This is a genomic window from Roseburia sp. OM03-7AC, from assembly GCF_003462625.1.
Classification (GTDB): Bacteria; Bacillota; Clostridia; order Lachnospirales; family Lachnospiraceae; genus Roseburia_C; species Roseburia_C amylophila.
Genome location: NZ_QTZJ01000004.1, coordinates 48,274 through 68,046, shown reverse-complemented (window position 1 = coordinate 68,046; position 19,773 = coordinate 48,274). Strand labels below are relative to the sequence as shown.

General features: G+C 40.7%; 19 protein-coding genes, 1 tRNA gene and 1 pseudogene. 18 read left to right on the top strand and 3 right to left on the bottom strand.

Annotation, left to right across the window (positions count from 1 at the left end):
• Positions 1 to 15 precede the first annotated feature (15 nt).
• The 10 genes from DXB39_RS09880 (at position 16) to DXB39_RS09840 (ending at position 9,925) form a co-directional block, all read left to right on the top strand.
• Positions 16 to 999, top strand: a complete 984-nt coding sequence (locus DXB39_RS09880; protein WP_227700321.1) for an SIS domain-containing protein — start codon at positions 16 to 18, stop codon at positions 997 to 999.
• A gap of 17 nt (positions 1,000 to 1,016) precedes the next feature.
• Positions 1,017 to 1,892: a PfkB family carbohydrate kinase gene (locus DXB39_RS09875; protein WP_117698959.1), complete on the top strand. Its 876-nt coding sequence runs from the start codon at positions 1,017 to 1,019 to the stop codon at positions 1,890 to 1,892.
• Between the two features lie 64 nt (positions 1,893 to 1,956).
• The gene (locus DXB39_RS14780; RefSeq protein ID WP_156454679.1) at positions 1,957 to 2,112 is read left to right on the top strand and encodes a hypothetical protein; all 156 of its coding nucleotides are present in this window, start codon (positions 1,957 to 1,959) and stop codon (positions 2,110 to 2,112) included.
• On the top strand, positions 2,109 to 2,753 hold the full coding sequence (locus DXB39_RS09870) for a stage V sporulation protein AA (protein WP_117698958.1): 645 nt from the start codon (positions 2,109 to 2,111) through the stop codon (positions 2,751 to 2,753). The genes DXB39_RS14780 and DXB39_RS09870 overlap by 4 nt, the downstream gene beginning before the upstream one ends.
• Positions 2,743 to 3,171 (top strand): stage V sporulation protein AB, encoded by a 429-nt coding sequence (locus DXB39_RS09865; RefSeq protein WP_117841805.1) that lies wholly within the window; start codon positions 2,743 to 2,745, stop codon positions 3,169 to 3,171. Before DXB39_RS09870 ends, DXB39_RS09865 begins: the two co-directional genes overlap by 11 nt.
• Positions 3,172 to 3,309: 138 nt before the next feature.
• A complete protein-coding gene (locus DXB39_RS09860) occupies positions 3,310 to 3,627 on the top strand; it encodes a DUF3837 domain-containing protein (protein ID WP_117698956.1) in 318 nt (105 codons plus the stop codon).
• 11 nt (positions 3,628 to 3,638) lie between these two features.
• Positions 3,639 to 5,597 (top strand): GGDEF domain-containing protein, encoded by a 1,959-nt coding sequence (locus tag DXB39_RS09855; RefSeq protein WP_117901608.1) that lies wholly within the window; start codon positions 3,639 to 3,641, stop codon positions 5,595 to 5,597.
• Between the two features lie 145 nt (positions 5,598 to 5,742).
• Entirely contained in the window at positions 5,743 to 8,040 is a 2,298-nt protein-coding gene (locus DXB39_RS09850; protein WP_117841807.1) for a methyl-accepting chemotaxis protein, read from the top strand.
• Between the two features lie 187 nt (positions 8,041 to 8,227).
• Positions 8,228 to 9,289 carry an iron-containing alcohol dehydrogenase family protein gene (locus DXB39_RS09845; RefSeq protein ID WP_117841808.1) on the top strand — a complete coding sequence of 354 codons (1,062 nt, stop codon included), beginning with the start codon at positions 8,228 to 8,230 and terminating at the stop codon, positions 9,287 to 9,289.
• A gap of 111 nt (positions 9,290 to 9,400) precedes the next feature.
• Positions 9,401 to 9,925: a SpoVA/SpoVAEb family sporulation membrane protein gene (locus tag DXB39_RS09840; protein WP_117841809.1), complete on the top strand. Its 525-nt coding sequence runs from the start codon at positions 9,401 to 9,403 to the stop codon at positions 9,923 to 9,925.
• Between the two features lie 266 nt (positions 9,926 to 10,191).
• Here the strand turns inward: DXB39_RS09840 and DXB39_RS09835 are convergent, their stop codons facing one another.
• Positions 10,192 to 11,085: a hypothetical protein gene (locus tag DXB39_RS09835; protein ID WP_022244353.1), complete on the bottom strand. Its 894-nt coding sequence runs from the start codon at positions 11,083 to 11,085 to the stop codon at positions 10,192 to 10,194.
• 68 nt (positions 11,086 to 11,153) lie between these two features.
• Between DXB39_RS09835 and spoVAD the strand changes: the two genes are divergently transcribed.
• The 3 genes from spoVAD (at position 11,154) to DXB39_RS09820 (ending at position 13,054) form a co-directional block, all read left to right on the top strand.
• Positions 11,154 to 12,167 (top strand): stage V sporulation protein AD, encoded by a 1,014-nt coding sequence (spoVAD, locus tag DXB39_RS09830; RefSeq protein ID WP_117841810.1) that lies wholly within the window; start codon positions 11,154 to 11,156, stop codon positions 12,165 to 12,167.
• A gap of 70 nt (positions 12,168 to 12,237) precedes the next feature.
• On the top strand, positions 12,238 to 12,594 hold the full coding sequence (gene spoVAE, locus DXB39_RS09825; RefSeq protein WP_117841811.1) for a stage V sporulation protein AE: 357 nt from the start codon (positions 12,238 to 12,240) through the stop codon (positions 12,592 to 12,594).
• Positions 12,595 to 12,673: 79 nt separating this feature from the next.
• Positions 12,674 to 13,054 (top strand): hypothetical protein, encoded by a 381-nt coding sequence (locus DXB39_RS09820; RefSeq protein ID WP_197420834.1) that lies wholly within the window; start codon positions 12,674 to 12,676, stop codon positions 13,052 to 13,054.
• Positions 13,055 to 13,179: 125 nt separating this feature from the next.
• Here DXB39_RS09820 and guaB read toward each other — a convergent pair whose 3' ends face one another.
• Complete coding sequence (gene guaB, locus DXB39_RS09815; protein ID WP_117841812.1) at positions 13,180 to 14,637, bottom strand: IMP dehydrogenase; 1,458 nt, start codon at positions 14,635 to 14,637, stop codon at positions 13,180 to 13,182.
• Positions 14,638 to 14,839: 202 nt separating this feature from the next.
• Here guaB and hisA point away from each other — a divergent pair, with 202 nt between their 5' ends.
• The 5 genes and pseudogenes from hisA to DXB39_RS09790 all read left to right on the top strand — a co-directional run.
• Positions 14,840 to 15,619 carry a phosphoribosylformimino-5-aminoimidazole carboxamide ribotide isomerase gene (gene hisA, locus DXB39_RS09810; RefSeq protein ID WP_117841813.1) on the top strand — a complete coding sequence of 260 codons (780 nt, stop codon included), beginning with the start codon at positions 14,840 to 14,842 and terminating at the stop codon, positions 15,617 to 15,619.
• 19 nt (positions 15,620 to 15,638) lie between these two features.
• Complete coding sequence (gene glnA / locus DXB39_RS09805) at positions 15,639 to 16,967, top strand: type I glutamate--ammonia ligase (RefSeq protein WP_117841814.1); 1,329 nt, start codon at positions 15,639 to 15,641, stop codon at positions 16,965 to 16,967.
• Positions 16,968 to 17,000: 33 nt separating this feature from the next.
• Complete coding sequence (locus DXB39_RS09800) at positions 17,001 to 17,549, top strand: ANTAR domain-containing response regulator (RefSeq protein ID WP_117698948.1); 549 nt, start codon at positions 17,001 to 17,003, stop codon at positions 17,547 to 17,549.
• Between the two features lie 56 nt (positions 17,550 to 17,605).
• Entirely contained in the window at positions 17,606 to 18,820 is a 1,215-nt protein-coding gene (locus tag DXB39_RS09795) for an LL-diaminopimelate aminotransferase (RefSeq protein ID WP_117841815.1), read from the top strand.
• Between the two features lie 75 nt (positions 18,821 to 18,895).
• Positions 18,896 to 19,311: pseudogene (locus DXB39_RS09790) on the top strand (GH36-type glycosyl hydrolase domain-containing protein); the annotation flags it as partial.
• A gap of 312 nt (positions 19,312 to 19,623) precedes the next feature.
• Here DXB39_RS09790 and DXB39_RS09785 read toward each other — a convergent pair.
• Positions 19,624 to 19,696, bottom strand: a tRNA-Gly gene (locus DXB39_RS09785).
• Positions 19,697 to 19,773 lie beyond the last annotated feature (77 nt).

Genomic DNA, 19,773 nt, shown 5'->3' with positions numbered 1-19,773 from the left:
AGAAGGTATTTAAAAATGCATGCATCAGAATTTAACGTAGAAAAATTTGTTGATATAATTGAAAAGGAAAATGGAACAATCAGTGAAGTATATTTTGTGGCCTGTGGAGGCTCTCTGGTTGACCTTTATTCTTCATGTTACTTTATTAACCGAGAATCATCCACCATGACAGCAGAGTGGATTACCAGTAAAGAATTTGTTTTAACCCCTCCAAAGAAACTTGGAAAACACTCTGTTGTCATTATCTGTTCACATGGTGGAAATACAAAAGAAACGGTAGAAGCAGCAGAACTTGGTGTAAAGGAAGGTGCATTTGTAATTACATATACACATACACCGGGCAGTGCCTGCGACAGTGAAAAATTCCATGCAATTGTCTATGATTGGGAGCCGGAAACATTACAGAAGGATAGACCATTAGGATTAAATTACAGTATTATAAATGAGTTGATTCACAGACAGGAGCCGGAGTATAAACTTTATGAAGGAATGAAGGATGGAATCACTAAATGCGATGCAATTATCCGTAATGCAACAAAGAAGTTTCAGAATAAGGCATGGAATTTTGCAGAACATTATTATAATGCACCATTTTTATATATTATGGCATCCGGTTCTGCATATGCACAGGCATACGGATTTGCAATCTGTTCTCTTCAGGAGATGCAGTGGATGGACTGCTGTTATCTTGATTCCGCAGAATATTTCCATGGACCATTTGAGGTAACAGATAAAGACCATATTTATATCCTCTTAAAATCGGTAGGAAAAACAAGAATGATTGATGAAAGAGCAGAAGTATTTTTAAATAAATATGCGGAAAAATATGAGATTATTGATGCAGCAGATTGTGGAATGGATGCAATAGATGATTCCTGCGTAGATTATTTTAATGCTCCATTGTTCTATGAAATGAGCGTGTTATACCGTACTGCAATTCAGAATAAGAGCGGACACCCATTGGATATGCGCCGGTATATGGGAGTTGTAGAGTACTAGACGAAAGGAGAAACAGTATGAAATATGACGTAAGTGTGGTAGGCTTTGGGGATAACGTGGTAGATATTTATACTCACGAGAATGTACAGTATCCAGGTGGAAATTGTGTAAATCTTGCTGTGTATGCCAAAATGTTTGGTGCAAAAAGGTGTGCCTATATGGGCTATTTTGGTACTGATAAAAATGCAGATCATGTTATTTCTGCGTTGAGGGAAGAACAGATTGAACTGGTAAAGTGTAAGAAAATTGAGGGAGAAAATGGTTATTCCAGATGTACCTTAGAAGATGGTGACCGTGTATTCTTAGATTATAATGAAGGTGGAGTCCGGAGCAGACATATTTATGATCTGGATGAATTTGACTTGGAATATCTTGCAGAATTTGATCTGGTACACAGTGGAAATTACTGTTATATGGAGTCACAGCTTCCAAAGATTAAAGCAGCCGAACTTCCATTATCTTTTGATTTCTCGGATGATTCTGAACCGGAATATTATGAAAAAATAGCACCATTAGTAACATATGCATTTTGCTCCTTTGATGGAACGGATGATGAAGTAAAAAAACACCTTAAGAAAGTAGCCTCTTATGGACCGAAAATTGTGTGTGCATCCAGAGGCGCAAAAGGTTGTATGCTTTATGCAAATAATGAGTTTTTTGAGCAACCGGCATATCCGATTGAAAAAGCAATAGATACTATGGGTGCAGGAGACTCACTTATTACAACTTTTATGGTAGGTTATCTTGACCGTAAGAAAAAAGGTATAGATGATAATGTTTCAATCAAAGAGAGTATAAAAGAGGCTGCAAAGTTTGCAGCAAAAGTATGCCAAATGGAGGGTGCTTTTGGACATGGAAAGGAAGTTCAGATAGATGCTTTAAAAACAAAATAAAAGAATAAAAAACGAATCGTAACACATACTATTCCGGAAAATGCAGTAAGCAAGGAGGAATGGCATGAAATATAAAACGTATCGTATCTGCCTCCTTTCACTGGTGATTCTTGCAGTGATAGGAGGCATTCTTTATTATGCGAATGAGAATGGTGATAAAAGTGCAAAAGGAGAAGGAACATTTGTAACCAGATTTATAGAAAGGATGCCATTTTCATGAGCAGTCAGCAGACAAGTCTTTATATTAAAATCGAAAAGAATTCCGTGGTCAGAGACCGCAATGTCAGATTGTCGGATGTTGCAAAGATGACCGGAACAGATACCGCAATGATACGCCAGCTAAAGCAGATGAAGATTTATTCCTTTCCACAGAAGGCGAAAAAGACAGAATATGTTCAGGTGATGACTTCATTAAAAATAATTGAAATGATACAGGCACAGTATCCGAATGTAAATATTACCAATGAAGGAGAAGCGGATTTCGTCATAGAATATGAGCCCAAACTACAGCCGGGCAAAGCATCAGAGGTTATCAAAACCAGCATTTTATGTATCCTGATTTTCTTCGGGGCAGCATTTACGATTATGGCATTTAATAATGATATTTCAGTGACAGAGCTTTTCCAGAAACTCTATTATCAGGTGATGGGGAAGGAGTCATCGGGGATTACAGAACTGGAAATCTGCTACAGTATTGGTCTGCCGATTGGTGTTATCATTTTCTTTAATCACTTTGGCAACAGTAAAATAACCAATGACCCGACACCGATTCAGGTGGAAATGCGTAAGTATGAGAAAGATGTAGATGATACTTATATTGCCAACTGTGGACGTGGAGGTAAGACCATTGATGTGGATTAGACATATTTTCTTAGGCCTGATTGGACTGACTGCCGGTGCAGCAGTGGCAGGTGGAACCTTTGCATTCCTGATCATGCTTAATATCATCCCGCGGATGATTGGTAAATCCAAGACGGCAGGAAGGATTTATCTATATGAAAATATGATCGTGCTGGGTGGAATCGGAGGCAATCTTTTGTCGGTCTTTCTTACAATGAGAATTCCATTGGGACATATTTTCTTAGGAGTATACGGTATCTGTGCCGGTTTCTTTGTGGGCTGTGTAGCAGTTGCACTGGCTGAAATATTAAAGACTTTTCCGGTTATATTCCGGCGGCTTAAAGTAAAGACCGGATTGTGGGTGATTCTTTTATTTATGGCATTTGGAAAAATGGCTGGGGCACTTTCCTATTTCATAAGACAGCTGTCGGATTCCTGAATCACAGGGCAGGCAATTCCTTAAACGATAGGGGAATCTACAGGAGAAGTCTGTAGGACAATATGCGGCTAGGGTTGATGTTTTTCGTGGAATGTTATAAAATGAAAATATAAAAATCCGTAAGGAAGAAGTGAAAAAATGATACAGTCAATTGCACGTCAGAGTGTTGTAATCAAATGTAATCTGCAGGCATCTATCATGATGGGAAACTATGAATTCTATTATGCGGCAGGTCTTGCATACAAACTGACCGGAAATATGGCAACAGAGATTTTACAACCACAGCAGTTAATTGAAGAGGTCAACCGGATGCTGGCAGACTATTTGACAGATGATGTGCGGGAGCAGCATCTGATTCGGATGTTAAAAGATTACGAACCGGATGATAAACTAGATGAACAAATGCGTGAATTATTTCAGGAGGGACAGACAGAACAGCGTTTGTGGCAGGAATAGGAAGCGATGTTATGGGGAAGAAATTTACAATTGGGGTATTGATTGGAAATGTGCATACAGCACATCCGAAGGACCTGATGAGGGGGATTCGGGCAGCAGCAAGCGGGATGGATGTTAATATGATTTATTTTCTGGGAACGCAGAGTGTGCGTTTCAACCAGAAATTTGCACTGGAGGATTTTGATTATCAGTATAATACCGTCTATGATTATGCAAAATTAGCAAAAGTAGATGTATTGATTATTGCATATGGCTCTCTTTGCATTTTTCAGGAAAATGAAGATAAACAGGCATTTTTGGATAAATTTGCGGGAATACCATATGTACTGTTAGAAGATGCGACGGATGATCCACGGGGTATCTATGTCATGGTGGATAACTATGGTGGTATGCAAAAATGTGTGGAGCATCTTATTATAGAACATCATTTAAAGCATCTGGTTTATCTTGGGGGACCGGAAGACAATCAGGATGCCATAGAGCGGAAAGCAGCATTTTTAAATGTTATGGCAGAACATCATCTGCCAGTGACGCCGGAAATGATGGCGGTGGGAGATTATTCGGAATTCGTGGATAATCTTGTAGAACAGCTGCTAAGGGACAATCCGGATGCCGAAGCAATTATATCAGCTAATGATGAAATGACAGTGGCGTGTTATCGTGTATGCAAAGCCCATGGACTCCGGATAGGAAAAGACATTTTGATTACCGGTTTTGATGATGTGGAGAGGGCGCGTTATAGTAATCCACCATTGACGACTGTCTCCCAGGATGCTTATAAAATGGGGCAGATAGCGGTAGAAAAGGCAGTAGATATCTGTGCAGGCAGACCGGTGGAATCTGTCCGGTTGGATGCAGAACTTATAATCCGGGAATCCTGTGGCTGCAAAGTAACACGAAGAGCGAAAGAAAAGGCAGATGAGAAAACAGAGCTGCTTCATATTATTGATGAATTAAGGCTTTTTCAGCATAAATCGTGGCTTGGCCCATTTCTGATCCGGGACCTGATGCAGGAAGCAGAGAATGAGAAATCTTTCTACCGGAAAAGTGGAGAAGTATTTTATCATCTGGGTATACGCAGTTCCCTGCTTTATCTGTTGGAGCAGCCGGTTACCTACGAAAAGGGACAGAAATGGAAGATGCCCCAAAGGATGTATTTAACTATGCGCCAATACAGGGAAAATATTCAGGTATTTGAGAAAAAGGAACGTCCATATATAGATGGAAGCTTTGGTGTACCGGATTGTTGCAGCTCCGGTGAAGATCATTTTTCTTATATCAGCTTTCTATTAATTGATGGAAAGCGGCAGTACGGACTATTGATGCTTGAGATTGAACCGGAAGAGATTTCTTTTTATTATATACTGGCATTGCAGCTTGGAACATCTCTCCGTTTTCTGGAAGCAAATATTAAACAGAAAAAATATCATGACCGGCTGCGGGAAAAGAATGAAGTATTAAATTTTATTGCAATTTATGATGAACTGACCGGAATCTATAACCGCAGGGGACTGATGGAGAGTCTGGTCCGGTTTAATCAGGACAATTTAGGGAAAAAAGCCTGTCTTATGATAGCTGACCTTGACCATTTAAAGGAAATCAATGATAATTTTGGCCATGCGGAAGGAGACTGCGCGATTCGGACAGCAGCAGGAATTGTAAAAGAAGTCTTTGGACAGTATGGAGATGTGGGAAGATTCGGAGGGGACGAATTTGCAGGCATTGTAAGATATAGTGAGATGGAAGAGAAGGAACAGCTCATTTACAATATTCACCAGAAATGTGAACAGTACAATGAACATTCCATGAAACCGTATTATGTTGGAATTTCAGTTGGAGTAGTAGAATTTGTCTGTGAAAAGAAGATTGATTTTATTGAGATGTTTAAGCATGCTGATGAATATCTGTATGAGGAAAAAAAGAAACGGCGCAAGACAGTCTGCCGTAATGTAAATTTCGAGAATTCGTAATAAGCCGGTGTTGAAAAACAAACGAAAATATGCTAGAATAAAGCAAATCATATGGTAACGTTTCCATGCAAATGAAGACGTAAAGAGCGGACAGAAACAGCGGGGAGAAAGATATGCTTACAATTGGAAAAACGGGGTAATACGGATGAAGACAAGAAAGCAGAAAATTCGTCAGGAAAAGTCAGAAGAAATGCAGGAAACTCGGCAGCTTAAAGTAGAAAAAAGGGAAGAAAGAAAGCAGTTGGAAGTAAAGAAAGAGAAGCTTAAGAAAGTAAAGCCAAAAAAGGAAAAGTTAAAGAAAGAAAAGGTAAGAAAACCGAAGAAAGAACGGATTAAGAAGGAAAGACCGGCAAAACAGACGGAAAGAAAGCCACAGCCGAAGAAAACAGGCAACAGTAGAAAGGCTGCGAAGGATAAGGGAATGGGGCTTCGTGGCATTCAGGTGAAATTAATCGGGGCATTTATGATTCCGGTTATCCTGTTTGTTATCATCGGTTTTATGATTTATTCAAAGTGCAGTACTACCTTGAATAGTACATACGAGGCTTCTGCAAATACCAGTGTTGGTACATTGGAAGAGTATCTCGGACTTGGTTTTGAGAATATTGAACTGATGGCAACACGTCTTTCTATTAATTCTGCAATTACAAGTTATTATACAGGTTCAGAAGTAAAGTCAGAGTCTATGCTGATGGATGCAAAGGTTGCATTGAGCAATGAATCTACTGCAGACAAATTCATCGATCACATTATAGTTTGTGCGAAGAGTGGAACAGCATGCAGTGAAGAGGGTGCAATCCGTGGAGATGTATATAATGCGTTTGTTGAGTCGGAAGAAGGAAAGAATGTAGAGTCTGAGATTGGTATGGGAAGTATGTGGATCAGCAGCCACCCAGCCATTGATGAAGTCACCGGATATGACAGTGATGAGTATGCATTATCTCTTGTTACCGTTCTTAAGAATAATAGCAATAAATCTGTTGGATATATCATCATTGATGTTAAGACAAGCTTTATCCAGGATATATTAGACAATGCACAGATTAGTGATAACAGCATCAAGGGCTTTGTATTAGAGGATGGAAGCCAGGTGTTAAGTGGAGATAGTGATATAAAATTTACAGATACGGACTTTTATCAGGAAGCATTAGCAGGAGAAAATCTGCAGGGTTCTAAAGAAGTGTCTTATGAGGGCGCAGATTATCTGTTTACATACAGCAGGATTGAAGGTACGAATATGCTGGTATGTGCCATGGTTCCGCAGAAAGAGATTATGGCAGGTGCACAGGCGATTCTCAGATATACGTTAATTGCCGTAGCAATATGTGCAGTTATTGCAATCGTGGTAGGTTCCGTTCTTGCAAGCGGAATTTCCAAAGCAATCCGTAAGGTTAACCGTGTCTTAAAGAAGACCTCCGATGGAGATTTGACCGGACAGATCAGCATGAAGCGTAAGGATGAGTTTAATGTGTTGTCATCCAGCATTACCAATATGATTGGCAGTATGAAGGATCTGATTCTCAAGATGACCAATGTCAGTGGTCATGTTTCTGATTCGGCAGTCCAGGTAGGAACCAACTCCGAAGTTTTATTGGAAGTAACAAAGGATATCACGGAAGCAGTGGATTATATCAACAGTGGTATTTCCCAGCAGGCACAGGATACGGAAAGTTGTCTGGAGCAGATGAATGGTCTGGCAGAAAGAATCAATGTTGTACATGAGAATACTGATGAAATCAGCGAAATTGCCCAGGAAGCCCAGGAAGCAATTGAAAATGGTATGGTTATCGTAGCAAACCTTGGTGAAAAAGTTCAGGGTACAACGGAAGTAACAGAGACCATCATCCGGGAAATCAGAGAACTGAACAAAGAATCTATTGCAATTAACAGTATCATCGGAACAATCAATGAGATTGCAGAACAGACTAATCTTTTGTCCTTAAATGCATCAATTGAGGCGGCGAGAGCCGGTGAAGCAGGAAGAGGATTTGCAGTAGTTTCTGAAGAAATCCGTAAACTGGCAGAACAGTCCGGAAATGCGGGTAATCAGATTGGTGAGATTATCAATCATATTCAGGAACGTCTGGCAGCTACCATCGAGACAGCTGGGCTTGCAGGCGAGAGCGTTGCATTCCAGACAGAAGCATTGAATAATACCGTTGATGTATTTAAGAATATCAGTCAGCAGGTAAGCAAGCTGGCAGAGGATGTTGAGAAGATTACCCAGAGTGTGGGGGGCATCGAACAGGCAAAAGAAGATACCATGAATGCCATCGAAAGTATTTCAACAACCTCTAACCAGACAGAATCTGCATCTGAAGAACTTGCCCGTAGTACAGAGAAACAGTTACAGGCAGTAGAAGTATTAAATGATGCGGTAAAACGGCTTCAGATGGATGCAGAGGATCTGGATACATCAGTAAGTATCTTCAAGGTACAGTAAGGAATATAATTCGGCAGTCAGGTTTCTGGCTGCCGTTTTTTTCGCAAAGAATCCGTAAGAAGCTGCCAGTGACAGGTTCTGCAGGGCGAGCTTGATATTATGGCATAGAATACATATAATAAAAGTCAGAGTATTTCAAAAGTTTGAGAAATCTAAGAAGTTGAGATAGAAAAGAGGAGAAATAAATATGCAGACAGGAAAAGCAATTTCAGTTCCGGCAATTCTGAAAGTCGGAAATGGCACGTTAAATCAACTGGGAAGTTATTTAAAGGGAGAAGGTCTAAAGCAGGTAGTTATTTTCCTTGGAAATGGTTTGATTGATATGTTTGGTGAGACTGTAATGGAATCACTGAAAAAAGAAGAAATTACAGTATTGGAGTATAGCGAACTGGATACCGTTGATATTGATGATATTATAACGCTTGCATTTTCCATGCCGAATAAAACGCAGGCAGTCATTTCAATTGGTGGCGGAAAAGTAATCGATGCTGGAAAATATGCCGCATTTTTAAGAAACATTCCGTTTATCAGCGTTCCGACCTCCAGTTCCAGTGATGGATTTTCCAGTGCCAGTGCCTCCCTTTTGGTGCATGGCAAGAGAACTTCGGTTCCGGCAAAACTGGCTTATGGCATTGTGGTTGATACGCAGATTATCCGCACGGCACCAGAGAAATTTATTTATTCCGGTATTGGAGATATGATTTCAAAAATCACAGCATTATATGACTGGATTTATGAGGAAAAATGTGGTTACTCTACGGTAAATGATTTTGCGGTTATGATAGCGAAGAAAGCGGTGAACAGTTTTGTCCGGACTCCATATCAGAGCATCAAAGATGAATTGTTTTTAAAAGAACTGGTGGATTCTCTAGCCATGAGCGGAATTGCCAATGAAATAGCCGGAAGCAGCGCACCGACCAGTGGAAGCGAGCACCTGATTTCGCATGCACTGGACAAATTATTGGAAGTGCCACAGTTACACGGTATTCAGGTCGGCATTGCAACCTATATCATGAGCAAGGTGCACAATCACAGATATGTGCGGGTACAGACCGTATTGGAAGAGACCGGATTTTTTGATTTTGCAGCAACACTTCAGATGAAAAAGAGCGATTTCCTTGCGGCAATTGATTTGGCACCGTCTATTAAGCCATTCCGTCACACTTACCTTCACGAAGAAAAATACCGGGAAGAAGCAAAACGCCTGGTGAGAGAAGATGAAATCTTAAATCGTATATTGGTTGACTGACATTCATAAGGAACTGCCGGGCATCCGTAAGAAGCTGCCGGTGTATGTATAAAAGAAACAATTTTTGCCATACTAAGAGAAAAATATTATATTATTTAGGAAGGTTTTAGCATGGCAAAAAGTGAATCAGAAAAAGATATGCGGCAAAAAAATGAAAATCTGAATAAAACAGTACAGGAGCAGGATGTTGCGGAAAGAAACCAGGCATATAACGAATATGTAAAGCAGGTAACACCAACGCATAATCTTGCCCTGAAAATGTTAAAAGCATTTGTGACCGGCGGAATTATTTGTTGTATTGGCCAGGTGATTTTAAATATTGCACAGAACGCAGGACTGGATAAAGATACTTCCGGCGGCTGGTGCAGTATGATCCTTGTCCTCATGAGCGTAATTCTTACCGGTCTTAATATTTATCCATCAATTGCAAAATTTGGCGGGGCAGGAGCCCTCGTTCCAATCACCGGATTTGCCAATTCAGTGGCGGCTCCTGCCATCGAATTCAAAAAGGAAGGTCAGGTCTTTGGGATTGGTTGCAAAATTTTTACCATTGCGGGTCCGGTAATCCTTTATGGAATCTTTACAAGCTGGCTACTTGGGGTCATATACTGGATATATCAGCTGATAGCGAGGTAAATTGGGCAAAATCGTTCAAAAACAAGAGAATTTTGCCCAAAAGGAGAAGAAAAGAGAGACTTCACCAAGGAAGAGGAGCCGTGTTCGGTGGTAGATTGGGCAAAATCATTGTGAAATAAGAGTGTTTTGCCCAAAAGAAGTAGAAAAGCAAGATTTTATCAAGGAAGAGGAGCCGTGTCCCGCGGTAAATTGGGCAAAATCGTTGAGAAACAAGAGAGTTTTGCCCAAAAGGAGAAGAAAAACAAATTCACAAAGTCAGCTTCCCGCTAATCCCCAAAATAGTAATGAATTAATTGCTCGGCATAAGCAGAATCAAAGGGATGCTCACTTGTTTCATAAGTAGTAATTAATTGAATGGATGGGATAATGTTATGTGCGGTGTAAAGCTGAAGCTTGGAAAAGACATTCTTTCGATAAGAAGGAAAATCCATCAGACCAAAATGCTCCCAGTAATAAAATGCTCCTGTTTTAGGATGACGAAGCGTGAAATCAGGGTGCAGGGTAGTTTCGCCTAAACACAGTGCACATTCATAACGAAAAGGAATACGGTTATGTGAGAGCAGTGTTGCAATCAGTGCTTCTGATTTGGAACGGACCATCAGACCGGAAGCAGATTTGTGAATCCGTTGTTCCGGGTATTTGATATTGTATTCAAAATCAGCATTCATCCATTGATTTAATTCTGTGGAAATGGGTTGGAGGACAGTGTGAAATAATTCACAATAGGGAGAAGATTCTTGAAAAAGAGTTTCAATTTTAGAAGGATGTGAGGCAAGGGTGTCAATACAGGTGCGGATTGTCTGTCGCTCAAAAGAGAGGGACTGCAGTTTTAGTTCTAAATATTTTTTCCGGGCCATGACTTGAGCAAAATTTTTCTCTTTCTTGGGAATATAAAACTGTTGGGATAGAAGTTGATGATACCACTTGGTATAGTTGCCATTGTGGGTACAATAAAGAGTGCCGGGTGGCAGAGTGGAAAGTTCATCCTGAATGGCAGAGATTTGCTCCGTAAGATTCTTATAATGAGATAATAGTTTATTATAGATGTCAGTTTCTCCTTTCTCAAAAAGTTCAATGGAAATATTGAAAAATGTTGAAATTAATTGCTGCCATGGATTTATTACAGCATAACCGTAGATAGAAGTAAAGAAAAGAAACATGAAAAATTTCTGAAAAATACATAAAATGCCGGAACCTGGACATGCTAATCACAAAAAGGAGTGATGACATGTCTGAGGTAAAGGGAAAACAGAGTCTTCGCTTTGCGAAGACTCCTTTTATTTTAAATTCGGCATCGGTGGTCGGAAAGAAAGAAGGAGAAGGACCACTGGGAGAGTATTTTGATGTGATTGGAAATGATGACAAATTTGGATGTGAGTCATGGGAGGAAGCAGAAAGTACCTTGCAGAAGGAAGCAGCAACCCTGGCATTGGGAAAATCTGGGCTTGCGCCGGAAGAAATCCGTTATATTTTTGCAGGAGACCTGTTGGGTCAGACCATAGCAACATCCTTTGGACTTCTCGACTTTGAAATTCCGTTGTTTGGAGTGTATGGCGCCTGCTCCACGGCAGGGGAATCCATGTCACTTGGAGCGATGTGTGTGGCGGCAGGATTTGCAGAAAATGTCCTGACGATTACATCCAGTCATTTTGCCAGCGCGGAGAAACAGTTCCGATTTCCGCTGGAATATGGGAATCAGCGTCCCATGTCGGCTACCTGGACGGTTACCGGAAGTGGTGCCTATGTATTGTCCACCCAACGGACTCATGTAAAAATCAGTGGAATCACCACCGGAAAAATTGTGGACTATGGAATTCATGATTCCTTAAATATGGGAGCAGCGATGGCTCCGGCAGCAGCAGATACCATAGCAGCACATTTTACGGATTTTGGAAGCAAGCCGGAAGAATATGACCGTATTATAACAGGGGATTTAGGAACTGTCGGACAGGAAATCCTATTTGATTTGCTAAAGAAAAAGGGCTATGACATCGAGAACAATCATTCAGATTGCGGAATCGAAATTTTTGATGCAAAAGAACAGGATACGGATGCTGGCGGAAGTGGCTGTGGCTGCAGTGCTTCTGTTTTATCTGCCTATTATCTTCCGAAGATTATTTCAGGGGAATGGAAAAAGGTGTTATTTGTGCCAACCGGAGCATTGCTTTCCACAGTAAGTTATAACGAAGGGAAAAATGTACCGGGAATTGCCCATGGAGTAATGCTTGAGTATGTGCCGTAACAAAAGCCTGGTATATAATAAAAAGTAATAATAGTTTTGATAAGAATGATGAAAGAAAGGAAAAGAACACATGGATTATGTGAATGCATTCTGGGTAGGAGGCCTGATATGTGCCCTCTGCCAGATTTTAATGGAAAAGACGAAAATGCAGCCGGGACGGATTATGGTGCTATTGGTATGTTCCGGAGCTGTTTTGGGAGCAATCGGTGTATATCCGCCTTTCGTGGAATTTGCAGGGGCGGGAGCATCGGTGCCATTGTTAGGCTTTGGCAATACGCTGTTTAAGGGAATTAAGGAAGCAGTTGATGCCAATGGATTTATCGGAATCTTCATGGGTGGATTTACGGCAACGGCGGTAGGAATCTCTGCTGCATTGGTATTTGCCTATCTGGCATCCCTGATATTTGAACCAAAGATGAGAAAGTAGAAAATCCACACAGAAGATGCATAGAAAAGGATAGGTTGGAAACAATAAACTTGAAATCAATAAAAAGGAGATATTGAACATGAAGAAATTAAGAAAACTGGTGTTGACCATGATGGTAGTGTGCCTCTTTGGCAGTATGGCAGCCTGTGGTAATAGAAATGGAAATGAGGAAAATACCACGGAAAACGGAGCAGGAAGTAACAATACTACCAATAAGAATGACACAGACAATAAGAATAACACAAATGACAAGAATAATCGTGACAATACCACAAACAATGGAGATAATGGCGACGGTGTGGTAAATGATGTGACAGACGGAGTAGTAGATGGTGCAGAAGATATTGTAGATGGTGTGGATGATGCAGTAGATGATGCCGGAACCGGAATTAAAGATGCTGTGGATGATGCAACAACCGGAACCAATGGAAATGGTAATAATGCAAAAACAGCAAGATAGTTTTGAATAAAGATTTTTAAATGAAAAAAACAGGATTGAAAACTCAATGAAAAGTTTTCAATCCTGTTTTGTATAATATGAGTACCACGATGACTCATATAAAATTGTTTCTCTTGGTGAAAAACTTATTTGTCATCAATACTGTAGTTTGGTGCTTCTTTTGTGATATGAATGTCATGTGGATGACTTTCCTTTAAGGAAGCAGCAGTAATCTTAACGAAACGGCCTCTTTCCTGTAATTCTGGAATAGTAGGACATCCGCAGTAACCCATACCAGAACGGATACCACCGATTAACTGGAATACGGTATCTTCAAGACTTCCCTTGTAAGCCACACGTCCTTCAACACCTTCCGGAACAAGTTTCTTAGCACCTTCCTGGAAGTAACGGTCTTTGCTTCCATTTTCCATAGCTGCAAGAGAACCCATACCACGGTAAACTTTGTATTTTCTTCCCTGATATAATTCGAAGGTTCCAGGAGCTTCGTCACATCCTGCGAACATACTTCCCATCATACATACATTACCACCGGCGGCTAAAGCCTTGGTCATGTCTCCGGAGTACTTGATACCACCATCGGCGATGATTGGAATACCATATTCTTTTGCAACTGCAAAGGCATCCATGACAGCAGTAATCTGAGGAACACCGATACCTGCAACCACACGGGTAGTACAGATAGAACCAGGTCCGATACCAACCTTAACAGCATCAGCACCAGCTTCAATTAAAGACCTGGTTGCTTCACCGGTTGCTACGTTACCTGCGATAACCTGAAGATCAGGATAAGCAGCTTTGATTTTCTTAACTGCATTTAAGATATTTAAGGAATGTCCATGTGCGGAATCTACAACGATTACATCGACATGGGATTTTACCAGTGCATCGATACGGTCCATCATGTTAGCAGTAATACCAACAGCAGCACCACAAAGCAGTCTGCCCTGGTCATCCTTTGCGGATAATGGATATTTAATCTGTTTTTCAATATCTTTGATAGTGATAAGACCTTTTAAGTGAAAATCTTTATCAACAATTGGAAGCTTTTCTTTTCTTGCCTTAGCGAGAATTTTTTTCGCTTCGTCTAATGTGATTCCTTCCGGAGCAGTAATAAGACTTTCGGACGTCATGCTTTCTTTAATTTTCTTTGTATAATCTGTTTCGAATTTCAAATCACGATTAGTGATGATGCCGACTAATTTACCGTTTTCTGTAATAGGAACTCCGGAAATGCGGAAGTTGTGCATTAAATCTTCTGCGTCAGCTAATGTATGATCTGGGGATAAGAAAAATGGGTCTGTGATAACTCCATTTTCGGAACGTTTTACCTTGTCCACTTCCTCCGCCTGAGCCTCGATAGACATGTTTTTGTGGATGATTCCGATACCACCCTGTCTTGCCATAGCTATTGCCATGCGATGTTCAGTTACTGTGTCCATTCCAGCACTCATCATTGGAATGTTCAATTTGATTTTCTTAGTCAGGTAAGTGGTAAGATCAATCATATTAGGAGTAACTTCCGAATATGCAGGAACCAGCAAAACATCATCAAATGTAATTCCTTCACCGATAATTTTACCCATTTTCTCGTTTCCTCTCTTTCTTATTAAAAAGTGTGTAATATAATAAAGCCTTTAATTTCTCAATTCTAGCAAAAAAATAATATACTGTCAATTGTTAAAACAACTATTCCATTTTATATAAAAATATGTTATTCTTTTAAACGGACAACGGGGTCAACCAAGGGTGAACGTTGTCCTTTTTTCAAACAGAGGGGGAAAAAGGATGGAATTTCGACCGTGCATAGACATCCATAATGGCAAGGTCAAGCAGATTGTGGGCGGAAGCCTTAAAGATGAAGGAAATCAGGCAAAAGAGAATTTTGTGGCGGAGCAGGATGCCGCTTATTTTGCAGAATTTTATAAAAAAGATAAGATTTGTGGCGGACATATCATTCTGCTGAATCCGGCAGACAGTTCTTATTATAAAGAAACGAAACGTCAGGCACTGCTTGCACTTCACACCTATCCGGGCGGTATGCAGGTTGGCGGCGGCATTCATGCAGAGAATGCGAAAGAATTTATTGAGGCAGGAGCCAGTCATGTAATTGTAACATCCTATGTATTTAAGGATGGAAAAGTAAATTATAATAATCTGGAAAAAATTCTTGCAGCAGTAGGAAAAGAGCACCTGGTTCTGGATTTGAGCTGCCGGAAAAAAGATGGCGACTACTATATAGTGACAGACCGCTGGCAGAAATTTACCGAAGAGAAAATCACGCCGGAGTTATTAGATAAATTAAAGGAATATGCGGATGAATTTTTAGTACATGCAGTAGATGTAGAGGGAAAAGCATCCGGCATTGAAGTCCCACTGGCAGAAATGTTAGGAGACTGGGGCAGAATCCCAATTACATATGCTGGAGGAGTCGGCAGTTTTGAAGATTTAAAGCAGTTAAAAGAACATGGAAAAGGCAGGCTTAATGTGACGATAGGCAGTGCATTAGACCTGTTTGGCGGCAGAATGGCATATAAAGAGGTTCTGCAGTATATAAATCAAGTATAAGGAAAAGGAGAGCGGCAGTATGAAGTATACAAAACAGGATATTATCCGTATGGCAGATGAAGAAGATGTGGAATTTATCCGGCTTCAGTTTACGGATATGTTTGGAACCTTAAAAAATGTAGCAATCACACGAAGTCAGTTAGAGAAGGCACTGAATAATCAGTGTATGTTTGACGGTTCATCCATAGAAGGCTTTGTCCGGATTGAGGAGTCCGATATGTATCTCTACCCGGATTTAGACACATTTACTATTTTCCCATGGAGACCACAGCAGGGAAAAGTTGCAAGAATTATCTGTGACGTTTATTGTGCAGACGGAACACCTTTCGAAGGAGACCCAAGATACGTATTGCGGAAAGAGATTACGCGTGCAGCAAAGATGGGCTATACCTTTGATGTAGGACCAGAGTGTGAATTTTTCTTATTCCATACCGATGACAATGGTCAGCCCACAACCATTTCCCATGAGAAAGCAGGATACTTTGACTTAGGACCGGTAGACTTAGGTGAAAATGCAAGACGTGATATGGTGCTGACCTTAGAGGATATGGGATTTGAAATCGAGGCATCCCATCATGAAGTAGCACCGGCACAGCATGAAATTGATTTCCGTTATGATGAAGCATTGGCAACAGCCGATAAGATTATGACTTTTAAACTGGCAGTTAAGACCATTGCAAAGCGTCATGGCTTATTTGCAAGCTTTATGCCAAAGCCAAAATATGGAATCAACGGTTCCGGCATGCATATTAATATGTCACTTTCCCGGAATGGAAAAAATATATTTGATGACCCATCCGGTGAACTTGGTTTGAGCAAAGAAGCATATTATTTCATTGGCGGAATAATGAAACATATGAAAGGTATGTCCGCTATCACCAACCCACTGATAAATTCTTATAAGAGACTGGTTCCGGGCTATGAAGCACCGATTTACATTGCATGGTCTGCAACGAACCGCAGTCCGCTGATTCGTATTCCGGCATCCAGAGGGGCAGGAACCAGGGTGGAATTAAGATGTCCGGATCCGGCAGCCAATCCATATCTGGCATTGGCAGTATGCCTTGCAGCAGGCTTAGATGGAATTGAAAATAAGATTATGCCGCCGGAAGAGGTAAGAGAAAATGTATTTGAAATGAGACTTTCCAGGAAAGTGGAAAAGGGTATTGAATCACTTCCGGGAGATTTAATGGAAGCAATCGAAGAGTTCGAACACGATGATTATATCAAAGGGGTTTTAGGACCACATATTACAGAGAAATATGCAGAAGCCAAGAAGGCTGAGTGGGCGGACTACAGAGCCCAGGTGACACAGTGGGAGATTGATGAGTATCTGTATAAGATTTAGTTGATGTAAGAAAATGCTACAGGAGATAAGAACTTGATTAATGTTATTGTTGCATTCCCTAAGATAGAAAACGCCAAAAGTATAAAAAATATACTTGTGCGCAGTGGATTTCATGTAGATGCAGCAGTCACAACAGGGGCTCAGGCATTGCAGTATGCGAATTCGTTAGATGGAGGTATATTGGTCTGCAGTCCAAGATTTGTGGACATGATGTATACTGAACTGCATGAATATATTCCTGCTACATTTCAGATGCTTCTCGTTGCTTCGCCGGATATCTGCAATGAGCACGAAGTTGCTGATATTATGTGCCTTTCCATGCCGCTTAAGGTGCACGAACTGATACAGACGGTAGAGACCATGTCTTATACTATTACCAGAATGCGTAAGAAACGGCGTATGGAACCGAAGGTACGGAGCGAAGAGGAAAAACGCATGTTACAGGATGCCAAAGAACTTCTGATGGTACGGAATAACATGAGTGAAGAAGAAGCACACCGGTATATCCAGAAACGGAGTATGGATAATGGAACCGGACTCATCGAGACGGCACAGATGATTTTGAGCCTTATGCATGCATAAGTATGAAAAATAGGTTAAATATAGTAGATTATTTAGAGAGAAGAAAAGGAGATATTATGTATCAGATTAATGAAAACTACCAGAAATTACCAGGAAGCTATTTATTTAGTACCATTGCCAAAAAGGTAAATGCATTTACCCAGGCAAATCCGGATAAGAACATCATCCGTCTTGGAATCGGGGATGTTACCCAGCCAATCGCTCCGGCAATTATTGAGGCTTTACATAAGGCAGTTGATGAGATGGCAGATCCTGCAACCTTCCATGGATATGCACCGGATTTGGGATATGATTTCCTGCGTAATGCTATTGTAAAAAATGATTATCAGGCAAGAGGATGTGCAATCGAAGCAGATGAAATTTTCGTATCCGATGGAGCAAAGAGTGATTCTGGAAATATTCAGGAATTATTCGGACCGGATGTAAGAATTGCTGTATGTGACCCGGTATACCCGGTATATGTGGATTCCAATGTTATGGCTGGAAGAACCGGTACATATAACCCGGATACCCAGATGTGGAGCAATGTAATTTATATGCCATGTACCAGAGAAAATAATTTCGTGCCGGAATTCCCGAAGGAGACACCGGATGTAATTTATCTGTGCCTGCCAAATAACCCGACAGGAACAACCATCACCAAAGCACAGTTACAGGAATGGGTAGATTATGCCAATAAAGAAGGCGCACTGATTATCTATGATGGTGCTTATGAAGCATACATTTCAGAAGCAGATGTGGCTCATACCATTTACGAATGTGAAGGAGCACAGACCTGTGCCATCGAGATTAAGAGCTTTTCAAAGAATGCAGGATTTACCGGAGTACGTCTTGGATATACTGTAGTACCAAAGGATTTGAAATGCAATGGCGTATCTTTACATGATATGTGGGCAAGACGTCACGGCACCAAATTCAACGGCGCACCTTATATCGTACAGCGTGCCGGTGAAGCAGTATATTCCGAAGCTGGAAAAGCACAGTTAAAAGAACAGGTTGCATATTACATGAAAAATGCAAGCGTAATTAAGAGCGGTCTGAAAGAAGCAGGCTTCGAAGTATTCGGTGGTGTAAATGCACCATATATCTGGTTAAAGACACCGGAGCAGATGACATCCTGGGATTTCTTTGATTACCTCTTAGAAAATGCCAATGTAGTAGGAACACCGGGATCCGGATTCGGACCAAGCGGAGAAGGATACTTCAGACTGACAGCATTCGGAACATATGAGAATTCAGTTGCAGCATTAGAGAGAATTAAGGCATTATAAGTCAGTATCATAAGGATATACGAAAATATGGAAATATGGAAGGGACAGTGATTTTAATTGCTGTCCCTTTTTGGCATCCGATATAACAGGCAATACGGACATTTTGACAATGAGAAAAGAGAATATGTAATTGACCGGGTGGATTTGCCGGCATCCTGGACAAACTACCTTGGCGTAAAAGATACCTGTGTGGTCGTAAATCATACAGCGGGGGCTATATGTTTTACAAGACACCGGAGTATCATCGTGTAACAAGATTCCGGGCGAATGGAGTTCCAATGGATCGTCCGGGACATTATGTATATATCCGCGATGAAAAAGACGGAGATTACTGGAGTGTTTCCTGGCAGCCGGTTGGCAAATCACTGGATGAAGCAAAATATACCTGCCGTCATGGAATGAGTTATTCCAAATACAGCTGTGATTACAAAGGAATTGCAGCAGAGCAGACCTTAGTTGTTAAGATAAAATTTTACCCGAAGATGTACGATTGGCACATGAAATGACAGAAAGGTTAAAAATTTTATCAAAGTATTCTTTTCCTAAAAAACCTTCTTACGGAAGTAATAAATGCGACAAACGGAAACATTATTTTAGCATCAACCATATTTGGAAACACACCAAAGGTTGCAGAAAAGAACTATTATGTAGGAACAAATTTAGCGGTTGCAAAACAGGCATTAAATGAAAGACATTTTCTTAACCCAAAATAGCGAAAATCTGGTTAAGAAAGCAAGAATTTAAGAATTAGAAAAATGCTGTAAACCCGCATAAATCAAGGCTTACAGCATCCAAAAAAATAGAGCGATAGACGGGGCTCGAACCCGCGGTCTCGACCTTGGCAAGGTCGCGCGTTACCAACTACGCCACTATCGCATTTGTGCTGAGCACGAAATTTACTATACTATAAGAAAAAGGGTTTGTCAAGTGTAATATTAGAAAAGTTTTCACAT